Origin of the sequence: Brucella sp. TWI432 (assembly GCF_039674445.1) — a bacterium.
GTDB lineage: Bacteria > Pseudomonadota > Alphaproteobacteria > Rhizobiales > Rhizobiaceae > Brucella > Brucella chromiisoli.
Genome location: NZ_JBDJNL010000038.1, coordinates 1 through 11,957, shown reverse-complemented (window position 1 = coordinate 11,957; position 11,957 = coordinate 1). Strand labels below are relative to the sequence as shown.

Genomic DNA, 11,957 nt, shown 5'->3' with positions numbered 1-11,957 from the left:
GACCCTGCACTAAATTTAAAGTTCCGGGCCCGCGCACGCTAAACCTTGCAACCTAAAGGAGGGGTACTTTTTGGACGCCGATAAGGGGTCCCGTTTAAACGCCGATTGACACTTATATACTGAATTGTCTATTTAAGATCATTGAGTTGTAGCATTTACAGCAGCATCATGAATATCTGCTCGGTACTCGTCCTTCGAACAAGCCCCTGTATGCCCCAGCCACGGAACTTAAATTATCGCATTGCGTTAAAAGACGGGTGGAGATGCCCGCTTTGAATCGGATCACTGGCCAATTCTCAGATTTTTCCGAGAACTTAGCGGCCTTTGGGGCTTCAACTATCTATTCGACAATTCATGAGAGGAGAAGTACCATGGCAAAGGAAAAGACCCTTGAGGACCTGTTCCACGACACTCTCAAGGACATCTATTACGCCGAGCGCAAGATCCTGAAGGCTTTGCCGAAGATGAAACGTGCGGCGCAGTCCGAAGACCTGAAGGCTGCTTTCGAGAAGCATCGCGAAGAGACGGAAGTTCATGTCGAACGGCTTGTCCAGGTGTTCGAGATCATGGGCAAGGCAGCGAGAGGCAAAACCTGCGACGCGATCGAAGGGATCATCGCCGAAGGCGAGGAGATCATGGAGGAGTTCAAGGATACAGCGGCGCTCGATGCCGGTCTGATCTCGTCCGCGCAGGCGGTCGAGCACTATGAAATCACCCGATACGGAACTTTGAAGCGGTGGGCAAAAGAACTCGGCATGACCGATGTCGCCAAGCTTCTCGATCAGACGCTTCAGGAAGAGTCCAAAACGGACAGCGATCTGACGAAACTTGCGGATGCTTCGGCCAACCAACGCGCTAAAGCGGCCTAATCATGAAGCAAGGGTGCCACTCGGCACCCTTTCCAATTTGTATAGAGATCACATAACGGACGGGAGCCAGCTATGTCAGCCACCGACAAAGCCGCAAATGTGCAAAAATCACTCAAGTTTCATGACCAAAAGCTCGAAGCCGGCCCAGGCGGAGATCTTCATCAGATTGCCGGCGACAAGACACCGGTCATGACCACGGCCCAGGGCGGACCGGTTTCAGATGACCTCAATACGCTCAAGGTTGGCGCGCGCGGACCGACGCTTATCGAGGATTTCCATTTTCGGGAAAAGATATTTCACTTCGACCACGAACGTATTCCCGAACGCGTCGTCCATGCCCGAGGCTATGGCGCGCATGGCTATTTCGAGACGACAGCATCACTCAGCGAATATACGCGCGCGGACATTTTCCAACGGGTTGGCGAGAAGACGCCAGTCTTCGTCCGTTTTTCCACGGTCGCCGGATCGAAGGGTTCGTTCGACCTCGCCCGGGACGTCCGGGGCTTCGCTGTCAAGATTTACACCAAGGAAGGCAACTGGGATCTTGTCGGCAATAACATTCCAGTCTTCTTCATTCAGGACGCCATCCGGTTTCCGGATATGGTCCATGCCGTCAAGGAGGAGCCGGATCGGGCATTCCCGCAGGCCCAGTCGGCACATGACAATTTTTGGGACTTCATCAGCCTGACACCAGAATCCATGCACATGATCATGTGGATCATGTCGGACCGCGCCATACCGCGCTCCTTCCGTTTCATGGAAGGATTTGGCGTCCATACTTTCCGCTTCGTGAATGACAGGGATAAGTCGACCTTTGTCAAATTCATCTGGAAGCCGAAACTTGGCCTCCAATCCGTCGTATGGAACGAAGCGGTCAAGATCAATGGCGCCGACCCCGATTTCCATCGGCGCGATCTCTGGAATGCCATCCAGGCGGGTGACTTTCCGGAATGGGAACTGTGCGTGCAACTCTTTGATCAGGATTTTGCCGACAGCTTCGACTTCGATGTGCTGGACCCGACCAAGCTGATCCCGGAAGAAATCATAAAGCCCATGCCGGTTGGGCGGCTGGTGCTGGATCGGATGCCGGATAATTTCTTTGCCGAGACTGAACAGGTCGCGTTCATGACGCAGAACGTTCCCCCGGGCATCGACTTCTCCAACGATCCCCTGCTGCAGGGCCGCAACTTCTCCTATCTCGACACGCAGTTGAAAAGACTGGGCAGCCCCAATTTCACACATATCCCGATCAATGCGCCGAAGTGTCCGTTCCACCATCTCCAGCAGGACGGCCATATGGCGATGCGCAATCCTGTCGGACGAGCAAATTACCAGCCTAATTCCTGGGGCGAAGGACCGAGGCCGGATCCCAAGCGCGGGTTCGGGTCGTTTGCAGCGCAGGAAGACGGACAGAAAGTTCGCCTTAGACCGGAGAGCTTCGCCGACCATTACAGCCAGGCGCGTCAGTTCTATCTGAGCCAGACCGCTGTGGAACAGAAGCATATTGCGATGGCCCTGACCTTCGAACTGTCGAAGGTGGAAACACCTGTGATCCGCGAGCGTGTTGTATCTCATCTGCTGAATATCGATGCCAACCTTGCGGAAACGGTCGCCGGCAAGCTCGGCATCCGCAAGATGCCGAAGGCTGCGGATGCGATGGTCCCCGTGCGCGACGATCTTGCTCCGTCTCCTGCACTCAGCATCATTGAGAACGGACCCGGCAGCTTCAAGGGCAGAAAGATCGGCGTGCTTGTCGCCAATGGCACTGATGCGCAGGTGCTCAAGGGTATCCGGAACGCCGCGGAGAAAGAAGGCGCAATGGTGGAACTGGTTGCGCCGTCGGTCGGAGGTTTCCAAGCATCCAGCGGCGACTGGATAGAGGCCGACCATATGATTGACGGTGGTCCATCCGTATTGTTTGATGCTGTAGCCCTTGTGTTATCTGAAGAAGCGGCCAACCGGCTTATCGGCGAGTGCGCGGCAAGAGACTTTGTTGCAGACGCTTTTGCCCACTGCAAGTTCATTGGCTTTACCGCAGGCGCAATGCCGCTGCTCGCCAAGGCCGGTATCGAGCCCGAAATGGACGAAGGGATGATCCCGCTCGACAATGCGAGGGCGGCCACCGATTTCGTCGCGTCTTGCCGTAAGCTCCGCTTATGGGCGCGTGAAGATACCGTCAAGCTCTGATCTCGCAGCATACAATTGATGTGAAGAGATGTTCGAAGTGCAAACACAAGCGGCCCGGCCCAGCCGGGCCGTTTACCGCGCGTATTGGAATGTGGAGAAATTGGTAATCGCCCATGAAGAACATTGCTATCGTCGGCACCGGTCCGACCGGGATCTACACTTTCTTTTCGCTGCTCAAATTCGCAGAGCCAATGTCCATCTCGATTTACGAGAAGGAAGATGAAGCTGGCGTAGGCATGCCTTATAATGACGATGAGAACAGCCGCATGATGCTTGCCAACATCGCCAGCATCGAGATACCGCCGGTTACCTCTACCTATCTGGACTGGCTGCGCGAGCAGGACGAGACGCGTCTCGCTCGATACCGGGTCGACAAGGAAGGTCTTCACGATCGACAATTCCTGCCCCGCATTCTGCTGGGCGAATATTTCCGGGATCAGTTTCTGGCTCTTGTCGAGGCAGCGCGTCGAAAAGGCTTTGAAGTCGAAGTGCACGAATCCTGCGAGGTCACGGATATCGAAGCCACGGCCGATGGCGTCAAACTCTGGACTGAGGGGAAGCTCCATTCGAAACTCCTCGATCTCGTCGTCATCGCCACCGGCCACGTCTGGCCCGACGACGACGAAGCAACGCGCAGTTATTTTCCCAGCCCCTGGTCTGGACTGATCGAAGCCAGGATACCAGCGTGTAAAGTGGGCATTATGGGGACATCGCTCAGCGCCATCGACGCAGCAATGGCGGTCATTGCCCAACATGGAAGCTTTATCGAGGAAGATTACAACAAACTACGCTTCGACCTTGACCCGGACAGTAAAGGTCTGGCGATAACGCTTATGTCCCGTTCAGGCATCCTGCCAGAAGCGGATTTTTATTGCCCGATTCCTTACCAGCCCTTGCAGATTGCCACGGAGCAGGCGATCAACAGGGAGATCGAGAGCGGTGCCAGTGGCTTGCTTGACAGGATATTTGCCTTGGTCGCGCGCGAAATCGAAGACGCCGATCCGGCCTGGAGCGAGCGTGTTTCGCTTTCGAAGCTCGACGCTGACAGCTTCGCTGACACCTACTTTTCCGACCGGCAAAACCATGATGCGTTCCGCTGGGCAGAATACAATCTCAAAGAAGTCGAGCGCAACAAGCGGGAGAAGCATACCGTACCCTGGCGCTATGCGATCCTTCGTTTACACGAGGTGGTGCAAGAGATTATCCCGCATCTCAATGAAGAGGACCGCGAGCGGTTCGATACAGGACTCTGCAAGGTCTTCGTCGACAACTATGCTGCAATCCCGTCGGAATCGATCCGCAGGCTACTGGCGCTGTGCAAGGCCGGCCTGATAGACGTCCTCGAACTTGGGCACGATTACGACATGGATGTTAGGGATGACCACATCCTCATCACCGTCGGTGACAACAGATGGACGTTCGACGTGTTCATCGACGCCCGAGGCCAGAAGCCGCTCAAGACGAAGGATTTGCCGTTTCCGTCACTTCGCCGGCAACTCGTTTCGGTCGGAGAGGATATTCCGGACGTCTCAGACGACTACACGCTGCTGGCACCGGAAGTTGCATGTGGCAAGATTGCGTTCGGCGCGCTGCCGTATCTGATGCACGATCAACCCTTCGTGCAGGGAATTACGGCAAGTGCTGAAATCGGCGAAGCTATATCCAAATGTACGGCGGTACGTCCAAAACGAACACGCAGGAAACTGGCATTCATAGACTTCTAGAGACCGCACGCAACAACGCGAATGTGCTGCCGTCTATCTTATTCGGTCACGGGCTTATGAAATTCGCATAGTTCTCAATTTAGTCGGTCTCGGCCCGCGAGGCAAATTCGAACCGCAACTGTGTGATGTGCACGCACGCTCAGATCTGTGGGCTGCTTCTCTTATGTTTCCTGGCCTTTCAATAGCATCCAGTTTCCTTGCGGCTCTGATTACGCCGACAGTTAAGCACACCGGGTCGCGGCTCTCAGGAGCCCGTCTATGAACTTGCAACAACCGAGATCACTTCGAGAGGTAAAATTTTCCTTTTAGCTGAGAAATCCAGTGAGAAGCCTCTGCGGTCCGATGGCAAAATTCTGCGGTCAATTTGACCAGTAGAGGAACGAACAATGTCGAATATTAATGACCAACTGATTACGGAGCTCAGAACCGTACTGACCAGTCAGCAATACAGCCCGACAGTAGCCGGGAATTACTGCGCCTATGCTCGCGGATTTCTTGATTATATTTTACGGCGGAATATCCCGGTCACGAATGTGAGCGAAGCGCAAGTGACGCAATATCTGCGTGATGCGATCGCGATGTTCCGGAGACGTCACGGTCGCTCCCCGGGACCATACCGGCATTCAATCCCACGTTCCGGAATTCATGCATTGCTGTGGCTGGCGCAAGGTGAGTGGCCACCAGCTCCAAAAGCAACGTGCGCCGCAGATGCATTGCGCTTTGCCATCTGCGACGATTACAAGACCTGGCTGCGCGAGGAACGAGGCCTTGCTGCAGCCAGCATCGACGAGTTGATGTGGGAAGGCCGGAACTTCCTGGCCTGGCAGCTCGATAGGCATGTACCAGACAGTCTGATGACGATGACCGTCAACGACATCGACCGTTACATGGACACACGCAGCCATCATCAGACGCGCCGGTCCGTGAAGGATGTGGCGGAGCGCCTTCGCTCGATGCTGCGCTATCTCCATCGAACAGGGCGCGTCGTCATGGAATTATCGCCGCATGTCATCGCCCCCTTGCTCTATGCGTATGAAGGTGTGCCATCGATCCTTAAGCCCGATCAGGTCACGGCGGTTTTGCAGTCCTCGGGGGAGGATAAGACGCCGACGGGCCTGCGGGATCATGCCATCCTGCAGTTGGTGGCGACCTATGGCTTGAGATCGGGCGAAATCTGCAACCTGCGGGTCGAGGATATCGACTAGCGGGCGGAAGTGATCCGCATCAGGCACACCAAGACCCGGGCCAACTCTTCCTGCCATTGATGGCGCCGGTGGGTGAGGCCGTGCTCGCCTATCTGTAGACGGGGCGGCCTGTCACAGATGCTCGCGAGATCTTTGTCCAAACACGCGCGCCTTATCGTAAGCTCGGCATGCTGGCCAATATGGTGCGGCGGCGGCTTACGACTGCCGGGATCACGCCGACTGGTAAAAGCGGCTCCCATATCTTCCGCCATGCACGTGCCGTCGAAATGATGCCCGCCGCCGTGCCGCAAAAGGTGATCGGCGACCTGCTAGGGCATCGCTCTACGGAGTTCCACAGCTCCCTATCTGAAGCTCGCCACCGAGGATCTTCGGGCCATCGCGCTCGACGTGCCGGGACGGGAGGTGCGGTCATGACGAACTGGCCCGATCCTGAGCGTGAATTGATCGCGCGGTACGTGGCAGGCATCAACCTGCGCACCACGAACAGCCCCATCTACTACAGGCAAGCGCTCGATATCTTCCAGGATGTTGCCGAGCACCATGCCAAGCTCGACAAGGACATGCTGGTGGCATGGTTGCATGTATCGCCGGGCCGTTGGGCCTCGACGACACGGCTGCATCGCACCCGGATCATCGACCGGTTCCTCGATCATCTTGAGAAAATCGGAGCGATCGAACACAATCCCGTCGCCGTGCTGCGTGAAGTTTGCAACATCAAACAGTGCATGCCGGTATGGCGGGCGCTGGCCTCCCGCGATCCGGACAGCGCACTTGTCGAACTATGCCAGCCCAGGCTGTTTGGCAGCGTACTGGGCAACATGATGGTCGAGCACGTCAGGATGATGCGCAACCGAGGTTACAGATACACTTCGCAAGCGATGCGGCTATGGCGGCTCGACCGCTTCCTTCAGCTAAACCCGGAGCTTCAGGACCAGCCGCTCGAGGTGATGCTTGAACACTGGTCCGCGGCGAAGCGAAATCGCCTTGATCTTGGTGACGTGGACTTCCAAGGCGGCACGATCACGATCCGCCAAACCAAGTTCTACAAGACCAGGATACTGCCGCTGCCCGACAGTGTAATGGTAGAACTTCGATCATATACGGAAGCGCGACGCCGCGCCAGTGGGTTCCTTGATCTGCGCTCCGGCCTGTTCTGGCAAGAACGGCGTGGTGACCGCTATACGAAGCAGGCCGTCGCCTGGCTGCTTGTTGACGTCATACGCCGGGCTGAAGCCGCCTCGGGGGCGAACTGGACCTCGCCTGCACGATCTGCGGCATTCGATGGTCGTGAACCGGATCCTCGAATGGTACGAGGCAGGCATCAAGCCGCAGGATCGTCTGCCGTTCCTTGCGAACTATCTCGGCCATGGGACATCAACTCGACCCTGGTCTACATCACCGTCACGCAGGACTTGCTGCATCACGCCAATGAGCGGTTCCGCGTGCTGGGCGCGCCACGCCTCAATATCGGGCAGGAGGTGCGGGCATGAGCAAGAACAATCAGTTCCCGTGGCTGATGCGCGCGTTCCTCTACGAATGGCTGGTCGAGTAGTGCAATGCCTCCATCCATACGGTCCGGTCGTATCGCGATGTCTGGCGACTCTTCCTCCGGTTCGTCGCAAAGCGCTCAGGCAAGAAGGTGGCGATGATCACGCTGGCGGATCTGACCGCCGGAGAGGTCATTGCGTTCCTCGGTCACGCCGAACACGAACGCGGCGGCAAGATCGGCACGCGAAACTGCCGGCTTGCAGCGATACGCAGCTTCTTCAACTTCGTTGCAACCAAGGATCCCGGATTGATCGCCCAGTGCGTCGAAATCCTTAACATCCCGATTAAGCGCGGTCCGGTGTCGGAACCTGCTATCTGGACCCGGCGGAAGTGACCGCTATCCTGGCTCAGCCTGATCGTTCGACATCCCAAGGTGCGCGCGATCACGCCTTGCTCTCGTTCCTCTACAACAGCGGCGCGCGAATACAGGAACCGCTCGATCTGTGCCCCTTGCGGTCCGGTTCGACAGTCCGAGCTGCGTGCGCCTCACCGGAAAGGGTCGAAAAGAACGTATCTGCCCGCTCTGGCCAGAAACCGTGATATTGTTGCAGAAACTGCTCGAACCGCAACCACGGGCGCCAAGCCAGAGGCTGTTCGTTAACCGCTATGGCGAACCGCTCAGCGCATCGGGGGTCCGGTTCAAGCTTGCCGCCTGGAAGGCAGCGGCCGAAACCTCACCAAGCCTGCGCGACAAGCATGTGACGCCCCACGCCTTCCGGCATGCAACCGCCGTGCATCTCATATCGGCGGGCATCGACGTCACGGTCCTCCGTAGCTGGCTCGGTCATGTGAACCTCGAGACAACCAACCACTACGCCAGAGCTAACCTCGAAACAAAGCGCAAGGCATTGGAAAAGGTCGGTGCTCCCGAAACACCCACCCGCCAGCCCTCGTGGAAACGCGATACGAGCGTTCTCGCCTGGCTCGACACGCTCTGAAATAATGCGGAGGAAGGTGGCCAGAAACCCCGAACTTTAGGCAATCTGGTCGCCTTCCTCCGCATTACGGGCTGCTGCGGATAATTGACCGTATTGAAAAATGATAAACGCGCAATCATTCAGGCAGCAAGTCTTGCCGAGAAGGCCACAACCTTCTTGCACAGCCAGCAACCGCAATCGGACAACGTCGCCGAGGAAATTCCTGTTGCCGCTTGGGAGGCGCGGGATGCAGCCTAAAAACTGAAATTAAACCTTGCTTATAATACGGCAATGCCGTATAATGTAGACATGCAAACGATCGTTCAAACATCAATCTTTCTCATGCAAGCAAAGCGTTGCGGTTTATCTGACGATGAATTGCAGGAGATTTTATCAGCCATTGCGTCAGACCCCGTAGCGGGTGCGCTAATGGCTGGTACAGGTGGCGCTAGAAAGTTGCGTCATGCCCGTGAAGGGCAAGGAAAGAGCGGAGGATTCCGCACAATTCATTATTTCGGCGGTGACGATATTCCCCTTTTTGCACTCTCAATTTACGGCAAAAATGAAAAAGGAAATCTCACAAAAGCCGAGCGAAACGAACTCGCTGCAATTCTGCCAAAGCTGGCAGAAGCCTATAGAAAGGTGAACAAATGACATTTGCAAAAGAGCTTATCCAAAGTGCAAACGAGGCTCTGGCAATTGCCGAAGGTCGCGTAGAACCCGCCGCAGTATTTGTTCCGGAAACAATTGACGTTGCAGCCATTCGCAAAAGCCAAAATCTTTCACAGACAGCATTTGCCAAACGATACGGCCTCTCAGCTGGTACAATCAGAGATTGGGAACAAAAACGCCGTCAGCCAGATCGCGCCGCAATGTTGTTTTTGAAAGTCATTCAGCAAGCGCCCGACACAGTGGCACAGGCTATTCGTGCCTGAGTAGATACTTTTCAAATTCTTTGAAGGGCAACGCGCAGGATAGCACCAAAACATAGAGCAGATCGTGATTTGTCCCGCTATCATGCCGATAGAACCGAACGGGCATGCGAGCTAAAGCCCGCATTCTTGCCTGCCTTGCTTCTGCTGGACAGGGAAATTTTGGTGATTGCGAGCCGGACTAGATATTAAGGTGACTTTCGCGCCACGCGCTGCATAAGCGTAAGCGCGAATTTCTCGGCACATTCCCATCCTGCTTGCAGCGGGATTTAACCCGTCGAGGCGTTCTATCTTGTATTCGGAACAAGTAGATCCGCACAGCGCCCGTGGGGCAGCTTGGGCTCCAAAAAAATTTAAGAGCACGAAACGGATTGTTGTAACTTCGACTTGCTGGAAGTTTAGACGCTGGTTTTCAGGAGGTCCGAATGGCACAGATCAAGTTTCTTCCGCTTCCAACTGACAACGTGAGTGGTTTGCGCAAAGGTGCACGCGATGCATACGATTGTGCACCCGAGCACGTATTATCTGATGGAGCAGGTAACCCTTGCCGTCATTGTCTTAATTTCATTCCCAAAGGTTCCGGGATGATGATATTGGCTTATCGACCATTTGACCATGCCCAGCCCTATGCAGAAACAGGGCCCATCTTCTTGTGTGCCGACGAGTGCGCGCCGTGGTCAGGGATAGAAGTTCCTCCAATACTAAGCAGCCCAGACTATCTGCTCAAAGGCTACACAGCGGATCAACGCATCCGATACGGCACTGGAAGGATTGTAGCTAAGAACGACATTGTAGCCTACGCATCCGAACTTTTGGATCACGACAACATCAGCTTCGTCGATGTTCGATCAGCGCGGAACACTGCTTTCAGGTTCGTATTGTTCGTGCAGATTGATACGCTGTGGCAGCTTAGGACTAGCGCGTCTCTTAGTGGTCACCGTTAGGCACTTATGTAGTTCCAAGGTAATAGATCCTCGATATTAGCGTCTTGGGATCGCTGCGGAAGTTCGGTGAGGACGTGCTTAAGCCATGCAAATGGTTCAACGCCGCATGCACGACAGGTCAGCATGAGGCTGTATACGATGGCGCTGGGCCGCGCTCCGTCTATGGTATCGGTGAAGAGCCAAGATTTCCTGCCGGTGGCAAAAATCCTGATATCGCGTTCTAGCAAATTATTGTCGATCGGCATGTTGCCGTCTTCGGTGTAACGCGTCAGATATAGCCATTGATTGACGGTATAAGAGACCGCATCCTCAAGCTTGCTCTCCGGCAAGACCTTCGGAGCTATCTTGTCGAGCCATGCCTTGAGGGCATTCAGAACCGGAATGCTGTGCTGTTGACGAAAGCGACGAATGCAGTCTGCCTGCGTTTCACCGTCATCCGGGCTTTCATCGCGAGCCTGTTTTTCAATCCGGTAAAGCTGCTCGAAGAACTTCAGCGCCTGCTCTGGCCGTCCGCCGCCTTTCTTTCTGGCGCGCAGCGCTTCGACAAACCGCCGCCGCGAATGCGCCATGCAACCAATATGTGTTGCACCTTTCAGGGTGCGCCATGCCGTGTAACCGTCGCTCATCAATATGCCGCGATAGTTTCCAAGAAAGGCCTGCGGATATTGCTGCCCCCGACCGGGCTGATAATCGAGCAGTACGATAAGTTCGGCACTGTCTTCGCCGCTGCGATAAGCCCACATGTAGGACGTGCTGGTAGCAGCCTTGTCCTTTTCCTTCAGAACCTGAACCGTCGTCTCATCACCATGAATGAGAGGCTGTGATCGCAGCCGCAGTTTCAGAGCATCATAGAGGCGGGAAAGATGTGTTTCGCTAGAACCGATCACCCAATGACCCAGAGCCCCACGGCTGACAGGGACGCCAGCACGCTCGAAGGCTTTCGCCAGACGATAAAGCGGTGTGCCATCGACATATTTGTGAACGAGCGCAAAAGCCAGCGTAGAGGCCGTGGCAATGCTGCCCGGCAAGGGCTGTGCAGGCATCGGGGCGATGACGATGGGCGTTTTGATGCCGGTGCGATCACAGTTGCGGCACGCATATTTGGCCCGGGCATTCTGCAGAACCTTGGCCTTCACCTTGATGTGAAGCTGCTCGGTGACCAGTTCACCCATGCGATGCATCGGATGACTGCAGCACGGACAAATCTTCTGATCGTCGGGAAGGTCATATTCCACACGCTCGCGCGGCAGAGTGGAAGGCAGTGGTTTGCGACCGCGCTTTTTACCTTGCCGCGCTTCGGTCTCCGGCAATCCCGTGTCGGGTAATTCAATGGTGTCAGCGAGCTCTTCGTCTGTATCTGCCTCAAGGGTAGTCTGCTCAGCTTCGTTGAAGACACGATCGACACGCTTTTCGCTGTGCGGTGCAAAACGATGTAACCGTGCGAGCGCCAGTTCTTCCTCAAGTGTGAAGACCCGTTCATGCAGTTTCTGGTTTTCCGCCTGCAACGCTGCTATCTGCGCCATCAGATCTGCGACGGTGGGTTGGCCTGCTCGATTCATCCCAATGCTTGAATCGAACACAGTCAGCGACGTCAATAAATTAATTCACGGGTTTTTATATTTATGCGCCGG

Annotated in this window: 12 protein-coding genes; 11 read left to right on the top strand and 1 reads right to left on the bottom strand. The window is 55.4% G+C overall.

All coding sequences use genetic code 11. The features are described from left to right. Window positions 1-371 precede the first annotated feature (371 nt). From ABE527_RS21070 to ABE527_RS21020, 11 genes are all read left to right on the top strand, one after another. Entirely contained in the window at window positions 372-869 is a 498-nt protein-coding gene (locus ABE527_RS21070) for a YciE/YciF ferroxidase family protein (protein WP_499695597.1), read from the top strand. Between the two features lie 72 nt (window positions 870-941). Then, window positions 942-3,056, top strand: a complete 2,115-nt coding sequence (gene katE, locus ABE527_RS21065) for a catalase (protein ID WP_499695598.1) — start codon at window positions 942-944, stop codon at window positions 3,054-3,056. A 113-nt stretch (window positions 3,057-3,169) separates the two neighbouring features. Beyond that, window positions 3,170-4,780 (top strand): FAD-NAD(P)-binding protein, encoded by a 1,611-nt coding sequence (locus ABE527_RS21060; protein ID WP_499695599.1) that lies wholly within the window; start codon window positions 3,170-3,172, stop codon window positions 4,778-4,780. Between the two features lie 386 nt (window positions 4,781-5,166). After that, on the top strand, window positions 5,167-5,985 hold the full coding sequence (locus ABE527_RS21055; RefSeq protein WP_499695600.1) for a tyrosine-type recombinase/integrase: 819 nt from the start codon (window positions 5,167-5,169) through the stop codon (window positions 5,983-5,985). A 410-nt stretch (window positions 5,986-6,395) separates the two neighbouring features. After that, the gene (locus ABE527_RS21050) at window positions 6,396-7,475 is read left to right on the top strand and encodes a tyrosine-type recombinase/integrase (protein ID WP_499695601.1); all 1,080 of its coding nucleotides are present in this window, start codon (window positions 6,396-6,398) and stop codon (window positions 7,473-7,475) included. Between the two features lie 74 nt (window positions 7,476-7,549). After that, window positions 7,550-7,867, top strand: coding sequence for a site-specific integrase (locus ABE527_RS21045; protein WP_499695609.1), 318 nt, complete (start codon window positions 7,550-7,552; stop codon window positions 7,865-7,867). Between the two features lie 109 nt (window positions 7,868-7,976). Continuing rightward, window positions 7,977-8,471 (top strand): tyrosine-type recombinase/integrase, encoded by a 495-nt coding sequence (locus ABE527_RS21040; protein ID WP_499698216.1) that lies wholly within the window; start codon window positions 7,977-7,979, stop codon window positions 8,469-8,471. Between the two features lie 93 nt (window positions 8,472-8,564). Continuing rightward, window positions 8,565-8,708 (top strand): hypothetical protein, encoded by a 144-nt coding sequence (locus ABE527_RS21035; protein WP_499695602.1) that lies wholly within the window; start codon window positions 8,565-8,567, stop codon window positions 8,706-8,708. Between the two features lie 51 nt (window positions 8,709-8,759). Next, on the top strand, window positions 8,760-9,104 hold the full coding sequence (locus tag ABE527_RS21030) for a type II toxin-antitoxin system RelE/ParE family toxin (protein ID WP_499695603.1): 345 nt from the start codon (window positions 8,760-8,762) through the stop codon (window positions 9,102-9,104). Continuing rightward, window positions 9,101-9,385: a NadS family protein gene (gene nadS / locus ABE527_RS21025; RefSeq protein ID WP_499695604.1), complete on the top strand. Its 285-nt coding sequence runs from the start codon at window positions 9,101-9,103 to the stop codon at window positions 9,383-9,385. Before ABE527_RS21030 ends, nadS begins: the two co-directional genes overlap by 4 nt. Before the next feature lie 422 nt (window positions 9,386-9,807). Next, window positions 9,808-10,326, top strand: coding sequence for a DUF1203 domain-containing protein (locus ABE527_RS21020; RefSeq protein ID WP_499695605.1), 519 nt, complete (start codon window positions 9,808-9,810; stop codon window positions 10,324-10,326). On the opposite strand, the gene tnpC is transcribed toward ABE527_RS21020, so the two are convergent. Next, window positions 10,323-11,885, bottom strand: coding sequence for an IS66 family transposase (gene tnpC, locus ABE527_RS21015; protein ID WP_499698215.1), 1,563 nt, complete (start codon window positions 11,883-11,885; stop codon window positions 10,323-10,325). The two genes, ABE527_RS21020 and tnpC, sit on opposite strands and share 4 nt — an antisense overlap. Window positions 11,886-11,957: the final 72 nt, after the last annotated feature.